17 protein-coding genes and 4 pseudogenes are annotated in these 13,240 nt (G+C 59.9%); 18 read left to right on the top strand and 3 right to left on the bottom strand.

The window, feature by feature from the left end; all coding sequences use genetic code 11:
* Positions 1 to 2 precede the first annotated feature (2 nt).
* Positions 3 to 740 carry an HAD family hydrolase gene (locus OMP40_RS28985; protein WP_277536545.1) on the bottom strand — a complete coding sequence of 246 codons (738 nt, stop codon included), beginning with the start codon at positions 738 to 740 and terminating at the stop codon, positions 3 to 5.
* A gap of 181 nt (positions 741 to 921) precedes the next feature.
* Here OMP40_RS28985 and OMP40_RS28980 point away from each other — a divergent pair, with 181 nt between their 5' ends.
* From OMP40_RS28980 to OMP40_RS28935, 10 genes and pseudogenes are all read left to right on the top strand, one after another.
* The gene (locus OMP40_RS28980; RefSeq protein WP_217595788.1) at positions 922 to 1,059 is read left to right on the top strand and encodes a hypothetical protein; all 138 of its coding nucleotides are present in this window, start codon (positions 922 to 924) and stop codon (positions 1,057 to 1,059) included.
* 437 nt (positions 1,060 to 1,496) lie between these two features.
* Positions 1,497 to 1,790 (top strand): ATP-binding cassette domain-containing protein, encoded by a 294-nt coding sequence (locus OMP40_RS40580; protein WP_338131260.1) that lies wholly within the window; start codon positions 1,497 to 1,499, stop codon positions 1,788 to 1,790.
* Entirely contained in the window at positions 1,672 to 2,226 is a 555-nt protein-coding gene (locus OMP40_RS28975; protein WP_338131334.1) for an ATP-binding cassette domain-containing protein, read from the top strand. The genes OMP40_RS40580 and OMP40_RS28975 overlap by 119 nt, the downstream gene beginning before the upstream one ends.
* 319 nt (positions 2,227 to 2,545) lie before the next feature.
* Positions 2,546 to 3,232, top strand: coding sequence for an MOSC domain-containing protein (locus OMP40_RS28970; RefSeq protein ID WP_277536542.1), 687 nt, complete (start codon positions 2,546 to 2,548; stop codon positions 3,230 to 3,232).
* Positions 3,232 to 3,984, top strand: a complete 753-nt coding sequence (locus tag OMP40_RS28965; protein ID WP_277536540.1) for an SDR family NAD(P)-dependent oxidoreductase — start codon at positions 3,232 to 3,234, stop codon at positions 3,982 to 3,984. The genes OMP40_RS28970 and OMP40_RS28965 overlap by 1 nt, the downstream gene beginning before the upstream one ends.
* 331 nt (positions 3,985 to 4,315) lie before the next feature.
* Positions 4,316 to 4,839, top strand: a pseudogene (locus OMP40_RS28960) (ADP-heptose synthase).
* Positions 4,840 to 4,934: 95 nt separating this feature from the next.
* On the top strand, positions 4,935 to 5,252 hold the full coding sequence (locus tag OMP40_RS28955; RefSeq protein WP_277536538.1) for a YbjQ family protein: 318 nt from the start codon (positions 4,935 to 4,937) through the stop codon (positions 5,250 to 5,252).
* Positions 5,253 to 5,295: 43 nt separating this feature from the next.
* Positions 5,296 to 6,207 (top strand): aldo/keto reductase, encoded by a 912-nt coding sequence (locus tag OMP40_RS28950; protein ID WP_277536537.1) that lies wholly within the window; start codon positions 5,296 to 5,298, stop codon positions 6,205 to 6,207.
* Between the two features lie 96 nt (positions 6,208 to 6,303).
* Positions 6,304 to 6,979: pseudogene (locus tag OMP40_RS42430) on the top strand (SOS response-associated peptidase).
* Between the two features lie 75 nt (positions 6,980 to 7,054).
* Positions 7,055 to 7,576, top strand: a pseudogene (locus OMP40_RS28935) (CobW family GTP-binding protein); the annotation flags it as partial.
* A gap of 124 nt (positions 7,577 to 7,700) precedes the next feature.
* Here OMP40_RS28935 and OMP40_RS28930 read toward each other — a convergent pair.
* Positions 7,701 to 7,916 carry a hypothetical protein gene (locus OMP40_RS28930; RefSeq protein WP_277538220.1) on the bottom strand — a complete coding sequence of 72 codons (216 nt, stop codon included), beginning with the start codon at positions 7,914 to 7,916 and terminating at the stop codon, positions 7,701 to 7,703.
* Here OMP40_RS28930 and OMP40_RS28925 point away from each other — a divergent pair.
* The 7 genes and pseudogenes from OMP40_RS28925 (at position 7,905) to OMP40_RS28895 (ending at position 11,878) form a co-directional block, all read left to right on the top strand.
* Positions 7,905 to 8,183 carry a CobW C-terminal domain-containing protein gene (locus OMP40_RS28925; protein ID WP_277536535.1) on the top strand — a complete coding sequence of 93 codons (279 nt, stop codon included), beginning with the start codon at positions 7,905 to 7,907 and terminating at the stop codon, positions 8,181 to 8,183. The genes OMP40_RS28930 and OMP40_RS28925 overlap by 12 nt on opposite strands.
* A 69-nt stretch (positions 8,184 to 8,252) precedes the next feature.
* Positions 8,253 to 8,795, top strand: a pseudogene (locus OMP40_RS28920) (GerAB/ArcD/ProY family transporter); the annotation flags it as partial.
* 43 nt (positions 8,796 to 8,838) lie between these two features.
* Entirely contained in the window at positions 8,839 to 9,351 is a 513-nt protein-coding gene (locus tag OMP40_RS28915) for a GerAB/ArcD/ProY family transporter (protein ID WP_338131259.1), read from the top strand.
* The gene (locus tag OMP40_RS28910) at positions 9,335 to 10,213 is read left to right on the top strand and encodes a spore germination protein (RefSeq protein WP_277536531.1); all 879 of its coding nucleotides are present in this window, start codon (positions 9,335 to 9,337) and stop codon (positions 10,211 to 10,213) included. Before OMP40_RS28915 ends, OMP40_RS28910 begins: the two co-directional genes overlap by 17 nt.
* Positions 10,143 to 10,730, top strand: a complete 588-nt coding sequence (locus OMP40_RS28905) for a spore germination protein (RefSeq protein WP_277536530.1) — start codon at positions 10,143 to 10,145, stop codon at positions 10,728 to 10,730. The genes OMP40_RS28910 and OMP40_RS28905 overlap by 71 nt, the downstream gene beginning before the upstream one ends.
* Positions 10,731 to 10,743: 13 nt before the next feature.
* Positions 10,744 to 11,196 carry a Ger(x)C family spore germination protein gene (locus OMP40_RS28900; RefSeq protein ID WP_277536528.1) on the top strand — a complete coding sequence of 151 codons (453 nt, stop codon included), beginning with the start codon at positions 10,744 to 10,746 and terminating at the stop codon, positions 11,194 to 11,196.
* Between the two features lie 118 nt (positions 11,197 to 11,314).
* Complete coding sequence (locus OMP40_RS28895) at positions 11,315 to 11,878, top strand: Ger(x)C family spore germination C-terminal domain-containing protein (protein ID WP_277536527.1); 564 nt, start codon at positions 11,315 to 11,317, stop codon at positions 11,876 to 11,878.
* Positions 11,879 to 11,951: 73 nt separating this feature from the next.
* On the opposite strand, the gene OMP40_RS28890 is transcribed toward OMP40_RS28895, so the two are convergent.
* Entirely contained in the window at positions 11,952 to 12,443 is a 492-nt protein-coding gene (locus OMP40_RS28890) for a C40 family peptidase (RefSeq protein WP_277536525.1), read from the bottom strand.
* 279 nt (positions 12,444 to 12,722) lie between these two features.
* On the opposite strand from OMP40_RS28890, the gene OMP40_RS28885 reads away from it, so the two are divergent.
* Positions 12,723 to 12,986 (top strand): hypothetical protein, encoded by a 264-nt coding sequence (locus OMP40_RS28885; protein WP_277536523.1) that lies wholly within the window; start codon positions 12,723 to 12,725, stop codon positions 12,984 to 12,986.
* Positions 12,987 to 13,240: the final 254 nt, after the last annotated feature.

Below are 13,240 nucleotides of genomic sequence, written 5' to 3'. Positions count from 1 at the left end.
GGTCAGCCCTGCGTCAAATAGGCGTCGATCGCGGAAGGAATCTGACGCAGCGAGGACAGCGTGAGAAAGGCGCCGCTCGGCTTCGCGTCCGCGATCGGCAGCACGTTGTAGTCCCATTCAAGCTCCTGCTTCAAATAGATCGCATGGAGGCCGCAGGACAGCGCGGGCAGGACGTCCGTGCGGACCGAATTGCCCACCATCCAGGTCCGGTCGATTCGCAGCTTTTGCGCACGTACGATCTCCTTGAGCGCCTCGACGTTTTTGTGCAGACGAATATAGATGCGGTCGCGAAAATAACGCTGAAGGCCGGCTGCTTCGATCTTGCGCTTCTGAATGTCCGGGTCGCCGCCCGTATATAAATGAAGCCGGTGACCTGCGGCCGCGAGCGATTCGAGCGTCTCGTTCATGTAAGGGTAAGGCTCCGTCTCCTGCTCGAACACGCTTAGGCCCAGCTTCCACAAAAGCGCCTCCTCGTCGGCGGATTCGGTGCGTCCGTGGAGGGCGCTGTAATAGCGATACGTATCGACGAAGGATTGAGGGAAGTGCTCGCTCTTGAAGCCGACGATCTGCACGCCGGCGATGTCGATCTCGCTGTGCTTGGCCAGCGCGGCCTGCTTGGTCAGGCCGAACGGCGCGAACCAGGTGGTCATCAGGTCGGCGAACTGCGCTTGCACGAAATGGAAGTATTTATTGCAATGGATCAGCGTATCGTCCAGGTCGAACAGGATGTTCTGCTGCATCTTTGGTTGCTCCTTCGTTGGCTTGCCGCACAGTAAGTCGCCCCCCCGGGGCGGCGGACATGAATTTATTATGTCTAACCGGAGGACGTTTGTAAATGATCGCGGCGGGCAACCTAAACGTGAAGTCGCGCCGACCCTGTCCCGAACCTATATTGAAGCATTCCATGGAGGTGAGTCGCATATGCCGCCCTATCAAGGTCCTAAAGCGGGAGCGAAGAGCATCACGGCCGGCGGACGCGGAAAAAGCCAGACGACGAAGCTGGACAAAATGTCCCGCCTGCCGCCCAGCTTGAACGGAATCGACAAAAACCTGCCTTAGCGCTTGCGCGCGCGGTCGCGCAGGGACTTGACGCCCCCCGCGCGACCGCGCGTCAAGGTCATGCGTACTTCTCGATCTTCGACTTCAGGTCGCGCTTGATGAAGGCGAGCCGTTGACGCACATAAAAGTCGTAGCTGCCCCCGCTTAACTCGCGGGGGGTTCATCGTATTGCCGCTGTCATTGTCGACGATCACGAGACGGCCGCTGTCGTAAAATTTGAAAGTCAGATCTCGTGACGGCCGGGATCCCCTTGAAGGCTCCAAATAACGGAGATGTTCGCAGTTCTCCACCCATCATCCCACCTTTGACTGGAATAGATAGAACGCATGTTCTTGTTTATAGTATACCAAACGTTTGTTCGTATGGAAAGCCGTTCCGTAAAGAATTACACTAGAAAAAAACGGCAGGAACGAAAGTCAGGGGGCAATCGGACGGGAATGATACATATCATCGGTCTCACGCGCAAGCTGCCGACAGGCAAAAAGGTACTCGACGGCATCCACGGGCATCTGGAGCCGGGCAAGCTGTATGCGGTCGTCGGCGCGAGCGGCAGCGGCAAGTCGATGCTTCTGCGCTGTCTCGGCCTCAAGGAGCCGTGGACGAGCGGGGGAGCTGCGCATCGACGGCAAGGACGCGATCGCCGGCGGCGCGCTGGCCAGGCTTCGCTTAAAGCGCAAAATCGCATACCTCGAACAGAAGGCGCTGATGTACGAGAAAAAGACGGCGCTTAAAAACGTCATCATCGGCGCGGTCGGCCAGGTGTCCTGGTTTCGCCGGATGACCGGGATGGTCAGAAGCGACGACTACATGGACGCCATGGAGACGCTGGAGAACGTCGGCTTGATCGACAGGGCGCACCAGCCCGCCGAGAAGCTGAGCGGCGGCGAACGTCAGCGCGTGGCGATCGCCAGAGCGATCGCGCACGGCGCCGAGGTACTGCTCGCGGACGAGCCGGTGACCGGTCTCGATCCGCATTCGCAGGAGAGCATCATGGGCATGCTGAAGCAGCAGGCGAAGGATAAGAACATGATCGTCGTCGTGGCGCTGCATCGCCTGGAGCTCGCGGAGAAGTTCGCGGACGAGATCTGGGGCCTGCATGACGGCAGGGCGGTGCTGACCGTGCGGGGAAGACGGCTGACGGCGGCCGAAAAGAACCAGATCTCCTGAGACCGTCTTCCCGCACGGCTAGATGCGCCGCCATGCGGCATACGCTTTACGTCTTGCGGCGGTTAAGGTTGATTCGGCGCTTCCGGTTCGCCTTCAGGCGCTTTGGCCGGGCGAATTTGGGAGCGCTCTTTGCGGCTTTTCCAGGCGCTTTCTTTTCTGCGCTTCGACGTCGTCATCTGTAGTCAGCTCCAATCCCGGGCGCTTCGGCCCGCCGGAATTAGCATGGCAAGGTCGGTTGTCGCTTATCCATATGGCAGCGACGGCGCGTTAGGCTGCCCGATCGCCGAGTTCGCCGCCGACGTTCAAGGAGGTTCTCGTCATGTCGAATTCATCGGCCCCTCGGGCCGCGTTAGAACGGTCTTATCCGCTATTGTCGGTGAACGTGGGCGCCGCGCGCGAGGCGGCGTTTAAAGGCAAACCGGCAAAGTCCGGCATCTATAAGGAAAAAGCGCTTGGCGCCGTCACCGTACGTCTTGAAGGACTGTCGGGGGACGAACAGGCGGACACCGTCAATCACGGCGGCCCGGACAAAGCGGTTTGCGCGTATCCGTACCGTCATTATGCGTTTTGGGAAGAGCGGCTCGGCAGTCCGCTGGCGTTCGGCGCATTCGGCGAAAACTTTACGATCGACGAAATCGACGAGTCGGAGGTATGCGTCGGCGACATCTTCAAAATCGGGGAAGTCGCGCTTCAGATCAGCCAGCCGCGCGTCCCTTGCTGGAAGCTCGCGATGAAGTGGGGCGTCGACGAATTGCCGGCGCTGGTCCGGGATACGGGGAAAACCGGCTTTTATTTCCGCGTGCTGACGCCGGGCGAAGTCGAGCCGGGCGAGCTCGTCCTCGTGTCGCGAGATCCCGCCGGCGTCACGGTCGAGGAAGCGAACGCAGTGATGCACCGGGGAAAAGCGGATCGCGCGGGCATGCTGCGCTTGCACGCGGTCGACGCGCTGGCGGATGCCTGGAGGGAGACGCTGACGGCGAGGCTGTCGCGTCTCGCGCAGGCCTGATGCCGGGCAAGCACGCGGGCCGCACGGTCATCGTGACGGGCGCCGCAGGCGGCATCGGCACCCATCTGTCGCGCGCCTATGCCGAGGCGGGCGCATCGGTCGCGCTAAGCGACGCGCCGGGGTCGAACGGCGAAGCGCTTGCCGCGCAATTGGCGGACGAAGGGCGCTCCGCCCGCTTCATCCCGGCCGATCTGACCGACGCCGCGGCTGCCGCAAGCATCGTCGAGCGAACGCTCGCCTGGACGGGGCGCGTCGACGTGCTCGTGCACAACGCGGGCATCGGCGTCTGGAAGTCCCCGCTCGAGCTGTCGCTTGAGGAATGGGACCGCGTCATGAATATCAATCTGCGCGGCGCGTTTCTGTGCGGCCGCGAAGCCGCCAAAGCGATGAAGCGAACGGGCGGCGGCGCCATCGTCAACATCGCGTCGACGCGCGCGCTCCAGTCCGAGCCGAACTCGGAAGCGTACGCGGCGTCCAAGGGCGGCATTTTGGCGCTTACGCACGCGCTTGCCGTATCGCTAGGCCCCGACGGCATCGCCGTGAACGCGATCAGCCCGGGTTGGATCGAGAACGGCGATTATGACGCGCTTCGTCCCGCCGATCACGAGCAGCATCCCGCCGGCCGGGTCGGCAAGCCGTCGGATGTCGTCAAAGCTTGTTTTTATTTGACCGACCCCGAGGGCGGCTTCGTCACGGGGGCGAATCTCGTCGTGGACGGCGGCATGACGCGCAAAATGATTTACGAGCAGTAAGGAACGCCCGTAAAATAACGCGAGAAAATCTTTAATGGCCTTAAAGGTTCGCGGTATAAATCGCTGACGACGAAACGACGATATCATCCGCGGCAGGTGGAGTCGGATGCGTCCGAGCGAAGCCGGGATGCGAGGCGGAAAGCCGGCGAGCGGCCTATCCAACGGCAGGAATTCGCCCCGCGCGACTGCGATGCTGCCGTAGCCGTCGCGATCGCCTCCTTAAGTCGGCCTATTATACCCGGCGCCGGCATCTCTGAAGCGAATTTATGATATAATGTACAGCAATGCGCTTAAGGCTTTTTTTGTCGCTACTAGGGGGGGACTGGCTACAATGGAAAGGCGTTTTGTCATCGAGGCGGTCATGATCGCCATATATGGTCAGCTGCTTCTGCCGAAACGGCCTGTGGAATACCGGATTCCGTATTCGACAGTAATGGAATTGTACGATATGAAGGAGAGCGACGAGCCCGTCATGCCCGACCCGGACGACGACCGTCACGTCAAGGGCAAGATCGGGGGAGATGATCGCGTACTTCGAGGACCCGTTCAATAAAAAAGAAGCTCGAACGCTCGCTGCTCGCCCCGTGGCGCGAGAGCCCGCCGCTGCCGATCAACGACAAGGTGACCCTCGTCGTCGTCAACGCGGCCGAGAACATGCAGTACGGCGAGCTGCTCGACCCGATCGAGACGGAGATCGTGCTGACGTCGCTCCGCGCGCAAAGCCCGATCCTGACCGACCATATCGAATTCCAGGACAAAGTCGTACAGAACGCGATCCCGGTTCAGGTGTTCGACATCGACGATTACGAATTCGCGGTGGAGGAAAACCCGACGCCGACCGAATTCAACCCTTGAGAGCTGCCGGCGGACGCCGGCGGCTCTCGTTGTTGTTCGGGGGACCGGTATGATAGAATGAGGGCGTTCCCAACATCTTCAAGGAGGCTATCATCATGCTCGTGACGACTACCCCCAATGTAGAAGGATACAGAATCGCGTCCTATTACGGACTGGTGAACGGAGAGACGATCATGGGCGCGAATATATTCCGCGACTTCATGGCTTCGATCACGGACGTCGTCGGCGGCAGATCCGGCTCCTACGAGAACAAGCTGAAGCAGGCGCGCGACATCGCCGTCTCGGAAATGATGGAGCAAGCGCGGCGGATGGGCGCCAACGCGATCGTCGGCGTCGACGTCGACTACGAGGTCGTGCGGGAAGGCATGCTGATGGTGGCGGTGAGCGGCACGGCCGTAACCGTCGAAGCTTGATTTAATCCGACCATACACCCACTGACTAATGGAGGTTAACCGCATGCTGTATCGCAAGCTGGGTTCGACCGGTTTGAAAATATCCGCAGTAGGCGTCGGCACCTGGCAATTCGGCGGCGAATGGGGCAGAAGCTACGAACAAAGCGAAGCGGACGCCATTCTAGGAAGAGCGTCCGAGCTCGGCATCAACCTCATCGATACCGCCGAATGCTACGGCGACCACCTGTCCGAATCGCTGATCGGTCCGGCGATCCGCGGACGCCGCTCCGACTGGGTGCTCGCGACGAAGTTCGGGCATCATTTCCACGGCCCGTTCAGCCGGACCGACGTCTACGATCCGCAGGACGTCGTGCGTCAGTTGGAAGCTTCCCTGAAGGCGCTCCAGACCGATTATATCGACCTCTATCAATTCCATTCCGGACCGGACGCCGAGTTCGATCGGGACGGACTATGGGAGGCGCTCGCCCGTCAGGTCGAAGCGGGCAAGATCAGGCATCTGGGCATTTCGATCGGATCGAATCGCAACGTCTATCAGACGTCCAAGGCGAGCGAGGTCGGCGCGCAGGCGATTCAGGTCGTATACAACCGGCTCGATCGCGCGCCGGAGGAAGAGGTATTTCCGTCCTGCGAGGCGCAGGAGCTCGGGGTGCTCGCGCGGGTGCCGCTCGCAAGCGGCTTCCTGAGCGGCAAGTACAAGCCCGGCGCGACGTTCCCGAGCGACGACGTTCGCTCGAAGCGCGATCGCGACGATGCGGACCGGCTGCTTCGCGAAGCGGAGGAGATCAAGCGCACGGAGGTGCCGGAAGGCGTCGACATGGCGTCGTGGGCGCTGGCCTGGTGCCTGCGGCATCCGGCGGTCACCGCCGTTATCCCCGGCTGCAAGGACGTCGCGCAGGTCGAAGCGAACGCGGCGGCCGTCGCGCTGGTCCCTGCGGGGCATCCGCAGGACGCCTAGCCGATCGTTCGATCGGCGGCCTTATATTGGCCGCGCGAATAGAAGCGGCGCCCTGAAGCAAATACTGGGGGGAAACCCAAGAAGGCGGTGCCCCCCATGTGCCAAAGATTTTCGCTTGCCGCGGATTTGCCCGAGCTCACCGAACGTTACCGGATCGATCAGGTCGTCGGTTCGTACAGGCCCAGATACAATGTCGCGCCGACCCAATACGCCGCCGTCATCGTCGAGGAGCGGCGCGAACGCAAGCTCGAGTCGCTGCGTTGGGGCCTCATGCCTTATTGGTCCCGCGACGCCGTCAATGCCGACGGCCCCGGCATCGGCGACCGGCCGATTTTCAAGCGCATGACGAACAAGCAGCGCTGCGTCATCCCCGTCAGCGGATTTTACGGCTGGGAGACGAAGGGGGAGAGCCCGCCAGCCGATCCATTTCGTCCTCAAAGGGCGCGGGACGTTCGCGGTTCCCGGATTTTACGAAGTGTGGCCGCGCGTCGAAGGCGGCGACATCCGCGCGTATACGATGTTGACGACGCCGTCCAACGAGCTGGTCGGTCCGTATTCGAATCGGATGCCGGCCATCCTGGACGATGAAGGCATCGACGCTTGGCTCAATGAGACGAATACGGAATATCGCGGCGTGCTGGGCGCCATCCGCGGGATCTCGGCGGATGAGATGATGATGTACCCGGTCGGGGCTTACGTGAACGAGCGGGAGCGGGAGACGCCGGAATGCGTCGAGCCGATCCGCAACTTCTACTCCGCGATTCGGGAGTAGCATAACGAAAGTGCCAGAGGGCCCTCCGCGCAGCCGCGTCGGAGGGTCGATTCATGTTGCAGGGGAGATGACGCGATGTGCGCGAATCAGACGAAAGATAACGGCGATCGGCCGATACAAGTGTACGTGCTGTCAGGCTATCTCGGAAGCGGCAAGACGACCGTGCTGCAAAAGCTGCTCGAAGGCGCCAAGGCGCGAGATTGGAAGACCGCGGTGCTTATGAACGAAGCGGGCGACGTCAATCTCGACGGCGAGCTGCTGGCGAAGGACGTGCCGATGGCGGAGCTGCTGGGCGGCTGCATCTGCTGCTCGGTCAAGAACGATCTCGGCGTCTCGCTGCTGCAGCTCGCTCGGGAGCATCGGCCGGACGTCATCTGGATCGAGTCCACCGGCGTGGCGCAGCCGCTCGAGATGATGGACGCCGTAACGGAGGTGTCCATGCACGCCAGGCTCGAGCTGCGCGGACTGATTACCGTCGTTGACGCCAGGCACCTGCTCGACCGGCTTCGGCTCGGCGCCGGCAAGACGCTGCGGCTGATGCGGGAGCAGATCCGCGGCGCATCGCTGCTTCTGCTCAGCAAGACGGACCTCGTCGGTCCGGGGGAGGCGGAGGAGGTGCGCGCGCAGCTGCGCGAATGGAATCCTTCCGCCGCGATCGCGGATGCGCTGAAGGGGGGAGACCGGCACGGATCTGATCGCGCTGCTGCCGGGAGCCGTCGGCTTAGAGGTCCGTACTCAAGCCCGCCCTGGTCACGATCACGATCTCCAAGGACACGATCGCGACGGCCAGGGACACGATCACGCGGGACACGATCGCGACGGCCAGGGACACGATCACGCGGGACACGATCGCGACGGCCAGGGACACGATCACGACAACCAGGGTCACCATCACGGCGCTTCGCGAATGCACGACCATGTTCACGTGCTTACGCATTATCCGTCCGGCCCGTTTTCGAGCGAAAAATTCGAGCGCTTCCTGCGCGAGCTCCCGGCATCGGTGTACCGCGCGAAGGGGATCGTTACGTTTACGGATACGGCCGCGCGCTACTTGTTCCAGTTCGCCTACCGGGAATCCGACTTCATGCCGGTCGCGTCCCCTAACCGTAAGCCTTCTCCCGACGTGATCGTTCTGATCGGCGAAGACTTCAGCGCGTCGGACCTGCGCGAGCGGCTTGCCGGCTTGGAAGAGAGAACGGATTAGCGCGTTTGCCGCTGCACATAAACCGGACCGGCACAGGGAAACTTAAGCCGGGAAGGGAGGCTCCGGCAAATGAGGGGATTTGAAGCAGGCCGCCTGTCGGTCATCACGAGTTTGATCTTATCCGTCGGATTGGTCAATCATGTCATTATACTGCCGATCGTGCTCGGGACGGCCGGCAGAGACGCATGGATATCCGTGCTGCTGGCCGGTTCCCTGATGCTGATCCTGCTCCTGCCGTTGGCCGCGGTGCTTCGCGATATGGGACTGCAGCCTTTTTCCGGATGGCTGAAGGAAAAGGGCGGACATTTCTCGCGGGTGCTCATTCTGACGGTCGTCGTCGGCTACTTGCTGCTGGAGGCGATCATTACGACCGTCGACATGCTGACCTGGACCAACAGCACGTACCTGCCCGAGACGCCGCCGATCGTCACCGCGACGGTTTTCGTGCTCCTCTGCGTCGCTGCCGTACTGGTCGGCATGCAGGCGATCGTCTATATGTCTTGTATCGCTCTCCCGGTCGTTACGGCGCTGGGCATCTTCGTCGCATCCGGCAATTCGGATCGCAAGGACTATTCCCAGCTGCTTCCCCTGATGGAGCACGGGGTGGAACCGGTATTAAGGGGGGGCCGTCGTATCCTGCAGCGGGCTGACGGAAATGATATTGTTCGTCCTGCTGCAAATGTACGCCAACAAGCCTTTTCGCGCGATTCATCTGTATGCCACCGGCCTGTTCGTCATTGTGCTGTCCGTCGGCCCGACCATAGCCGCCATTTGCGAATTCGGCGTGTTCGAGTCCAGCAGCATGCGTTTTCCCGCCTTTTCGCAGTGGCGGATATTGAGCGTCGGCCGCTATATCGAGCATCTCGATTTTTTTGCCATCTACCAATGGATCAGCGGTGCGCTCATTCGCATCTCGCTTGCGCTTAGCCTCCTGCTCGAGCTGTCCGGCATTCAAAAGCGCAAGGGCAAATTGATCGCCTTGATCTTCATCGGATTCGCCATGATCGGACTGACCGTCTATCCGTTCGGGGACAACAATCAATACATTTTCTATAAGGCGATCCGGCCGTTTATCTTCGCGCTGCAGATCGGCCTTCTGTTCTACGTATGGGTGCTGGCGCTTCGCAAGCGCGGTGGGAGGGGCGAGCTGCGTGCAAACCGGGCTTGAATGGCTGGACGGCGAGATCGCCGGCTGCGCGGATGTGAACGTCGAAAGGCTGTCGGTTGGAAAGCGGCAGGCCGCGCTCGTATCGGCGACGGGCATGATCGACAACGCCATTTATAAAGACCGGCTGCTGCCCGCCTTGGGCGAATGGCTGGAGGGAAAGAACCTTACCGAAGGCTTTCCCGGCGCGTTTGCGTTGGCCGCATCGAACGACGAAGAGCGTGCGCGCGTCCTGGCGCGGCTGTTCTCCGGCAGCGTGCTGATCGTGAACGACGGGAGGGTGCTCGCCTATCCGATTCCCCGCCAGCCGGAACGCTCGCCGGAAGAATCGTCCTCCGAAATTTCGGTCAAAGGGCCGCGGGACGGCTTCGTCGAGAGCTTGCCAATTAACCGGACGCTGGTGCGCAAGCGATTGAAGTCTTCGGATTTGAAAATCGAGTCGTTCTGCGTCGGTACGGACAGCCAGACGGAAATCAACCTGCTCTATCTGAAATCGGCCGCAAGCCGCTCGCTCGTCGAAGAAGCGCGCAAAAGGATCGGGAAGCTGTCGCCCGATATCGTGGTCGGCTCCGGGCAAGTCGAAGAAATGTTGTCCGACAGGTCGCGGGCGCTTTTTCCCCTCGTCAACTATACCGGCCGGCCGGATTATATCGTCGAGTGCCTGGGACTCGGCCGGATCGCCATCATCGTCGACGGTCTCCCGCTCGTGTATACGGCGCCGACCAACATGTTCGAGCTGCTCAAGTCTCCGGAGGACGTCCACAACTCGTATTATTTCGTGAGCATGGAGCGGCTTGCTTCGCTTGGTCGGCTTGTTCATCACGCTAACGCTGCCGGGATTCTGGGTCGCGGTGTCGACGTTTAACGTCGATCAGATCCCGTTCCCGCTCATGGCGACGATCGTCGTCTCGCGGATCGGCCTTCCGATCTCGACCGCGATCGAGATGTTCCTCATGCTGTTCATGTTCGAGCTGTTCCGCGAAGCGGGCGTACGGCTGCCGAGGGCCGTAGGGCAGACCGTCGCGGTCGTCGGCGGCATTATCGTCGGGGATGCGGCGATCCGGGCGGGGCTTACTTCGCCTACGATGCTCGTCGTCAGCGCGGTGACGTACGTCACCTCGTTCACGCTCGTCAACCAGACGCTGCTCGGTTCCGTCAATCTGCTGCGCTTTGTCGTGCTGCTGTTTTCGACCGCGCTCGGCATGTTCGGATTTTTTATCGGCGTATTTTCGATCTTGCTGTACATGGTGTCGCTCCGCTCGTTCGGAGAACCGTACTTGAAGCCGGCTGCCCCTTACGAAGCGCGGCGCGCGCGCGGAGCGTTCCTCAAATTCCCGTACACCGACCGAAGGAGCAAGGGGAGCCCCAAACGCGGCGGATGAGGAGGTGAGTGCGATGCATGCTGCGATCCGAATACTGGCGCTTGTCATGATGACCGTCGTGCTGACGGCGTGCTGGGATCAGCGCTCGATCCAGGAGACCAGCTATATTACGAGCCTGGGAATCGATTATGACGAAAAGGAGAAACTTTACTCCGTATACGGGACGCTCATCACGATGTCCGACGTCGCCAAGACGGAAGGAGCCAGCGGCAGGGCGTTCCCCTCCTATATCGGGCATGGAGAAGGCGAGTCCACTCAGCTTGCGCTTAAGGCCTTGTATCGCAGCACGCAGCTCCGGCCGTCCCTCGATCATCTCATGACGATCGTCGTCAAGGAAAACGCGCTGTCGCGAATTCCCGACATTTTGGACAGCTTCAACAGAAGCCGAACCGTGCGTTACAACATTTCCATAGCCGCGACGGCAGAGCCGCTCGACGAACTGCTGGCATCCGATACCTTTTTTTAATTCGCCGATGTATACGTTTTTGTACACCCATCGCGTTCACGGTCCCGCCGTGCCCGCCGTTCAGATGTCGAGTTTGCAAACCTTCGTTCGCCAATTCTATGAGAAAAGCCATACGACCATGCTACCGGTTCTCAAATTGGACCGCACCAGCTGGAAGCAAGGGGGAAAATCGAAAAATTACATTTATTTCGATGGCGCGCATGCGCTCGTCGGGCAAAAACAGCGTGCGGCGTTGGGAGAGCCGCTCGTACAGGGGGTAAAATGGTTCCATTCGGATCAGACGGGCGCGTTTTTGGAGGTCAGAGACGACAATGACGAATTCGTAGCCATCTTCGCCGTGACGAGCGGCAAGGCGCGTTTGACCTATGATCGTCAGCGCGGCGAACATGGCGCCTTCAAGGCCGTCGTTTCCATAAAAGCTTATATTTACGAGCTGCATGACAAGGCCCGGGAGGTGCAGCTGGAAGCTTGGGCGGAAAATGGCGTACGGGAAAAGTTTCAGCAATCTTTAGCCGCGGGGCGCGCGCAACGAATCGACCTGATCGGTTTGGAGGACGAACTGTACCGCCACCATCTCGCGACTTGGAAAAAGCTGAAGAAAGACGGAATCGAAGCAACGTCGCTCCCGATCGATGTCGTCGTAGACGTCAAGGTGACCAATTCGGGGAAGCATAAGCTTTAAACGAAGAGCGGCTTGCGAAGAAACAAGAAAAGCCGTCCCTTGCGAAGGGGCGGCCAGAAGGAACGATGCGCGATTAGAGGACGCGGCGTGCGGTCGTGTAATGGTCTTTCCACCAGCCGGAGTTGATGCTCGAGATCGTGACGCCGGGACTGCCGTAGGTATGGATCACTTTGCCGCCGCCGATGTAGATGCCGACATGATGAATCGGGGAATAGAAGAACACGAGATCGCCGGGCTGCAGGTTGGACTTGGATACGTACCTGCCCGATTTGGATTGCGCCTTGGATTCGCGGGGCAGATGCACGCCGTACTTGCCGTACAAGTATTGCGTAAAGGAAGAGCAATCGAACGAGCTGGTATTGCCGGTTTTTGCGCCGAACTTATATTTAACGCCCATATATCTTTTGCCGAGGGCGATAATGCTGGATGCTTTGGAGCTGGCGGTCACGGTCGCTTCCGCCGCGCTGACCGGCTTAACCGGGAGCGTCGTTGCCGCGCCTCCGAACAGGACGGTTAATGCGACGGCGGATGCCATTAATTTTTTAAAGGTATAGGATGCTGCCATGGATGTGATTCCTCCAATGATGTTGTAGTTGTGCTGCGCTTGCTGCTAGAATCAATATAACAGATCATATTTTCCCTCCATTTCCCTCTAAGCGGCCGAAAGCTTGATGCGTGGCGGTTTTTTCTTTTATATGAAAAACAGCTAAGAAAATATTAATTATAGACAACTGGACAAACGCCCAAAGTGCGCATTTTTTGCAAAATTGGTTTTGAAACCGTTAAAATGGGGCAAGAAGCCGCGGCAGACCGCGATTAGAAACGGCAAAAAAGGAGAATCGGCATGAACGTAACGATACGCGAGGCGTCAATGACGAAGGACGAGGTCAACGGTTACGTCGGAAAAGTCGTGTTCGAGGTCGAAGGACACGATGCGGCCTACGAGATGGCGCTGCAGAGCGACAAGGGCAGGGAGTGGAGCTATTCGCTGCTTTTCGCGGGCAAGTCGGGCAGCGAGGCGCAAATCGACGCCGTCGACGCGGAGATCGAGTCGAACGACGAGCTTTATGAACGGTTGGTCGATGCGGCGGTAGACGCGCTGGATTAACGCTGCCTGCCGTTCGACAGGGATAAGACGCATGAAGCGAGATAAAGGAAGGCCGACAGCAGAGCCCGAACAGCTCTGGCGTTCGGTCTTTTTTTGTGCTAGGGCGAAGCGCTTCGGCGGATATCGGGTTCGACGGAGGGTGCAGCGAATCGAAGAGGAGTACAGGGCAACCTATGAAATGCAGGATTCGCTGATTTGCGATTGACAGGCGGGAGGCAAGCTTTTATGCTAGGAAAGTCTTCAAAATACAACTT

Origin of the sequence: Cohnella rhizosphaerae, assembly GCF_029525575.1 — a bacterium.
Classification (GTDB): Bacteria; Bacillota; Bacilli; order Paenibacillales; family Paenibacillaceae; genus Cohnella; species Cohnella rhizosphaerae.
The sequence above is the reverse complement of the archived record's forward strand: the minus strand, read 5'-3'. Positions and strand labels throughout refer to the sequence as shown.

Coding starts and splice junctions, on each gene's coding strand:
- OMP40_RS28955 (WP_277536538.1), top strand. CDS start 4,935: ATGCTCGTGACGACTACCCCCAATGTAGAAGGATACAGAATCGCGTCC.
- OMP40_RS28895 (WP_277536527.1), top strand. CDS start 11,315: ATGCTACCGGTTCTCAAATTGGACCGCACCAGCTGGAAGCAAGGGGGA.
- OMP40_RS40580 (WP_338131260.1), top strand. CDS start 1,497: ATGATACATATCATCGGTCTCACGCGCAAGCTGCCGACAGGCAAAAAG.
- OMP40_RS28985 (WP_277536545.1), bottom strand. CDS start 740: ATGCAGCAGAACATCCTGTTCGACCTGGACGATACGCTGATCCATTGC.
- OMP40_RS28930 (WP_277538220.1), bottom strand. CDS start 7,916: ATGCGTAAGCACGTGAACATGGTCGTGCATTCGCGAAGCGCCGTGATG.
- OMP40_RS28900 (WP_277536528.1), top strand. CDS start 10,744: ATGCATGCTGCGATCCGAATACTGGCGCTTGTCATGATGACCGTCGTG.
- OMP40_RS28890 (WP_277536525.1), bottom strand. CDS start 12,443: ATGGCAGCATCCTATACCTTTAAAAAATTAATGGCATCCGCCGTCGCA.
- OMP40_RS28965 (WP_277536540.1), top strand. CDS start 3,232: ATGCCGGGCAAGCACGCGGGCCGCACGGTCATCGTGACGGGCGCCGCA.
- OMP40_RS28915 (WP_338131259.1), top strand. CDS start 8,839: ATGATATTGTTCGTCCTGCTGCAAATGTACGCCAACAAGCCTTTTCGC.
- OMP40_RS28970 (WP_277536542.1), top strand. CDS start 2,546: ATGTCGAATTCATCGGCCCCTCGGGCCGCGTTAGAACGGTCTTATCCG.
- OMP40_RS28950 (WP_277536537.1), top strand. CDS start 5,296: ATGCTGTATCGCAAGCTGGGTTCGACCGGTTTGAAAATATCCGCAGTA.
- OMP40_RS28885 (WP_277536523.1), top strand. CDS start 12,723: ATGAACGTAACGATACGCGAGGCGTCAATGACGAAGGACGAGGTCAAC.
- OMP40_RS28980 (WP_217595788.1), top strand. CDS start 922: ATGCCGCCCTATCAAGGTCCTAAAGCGGGAGCGAAGAGCATCACGGCC.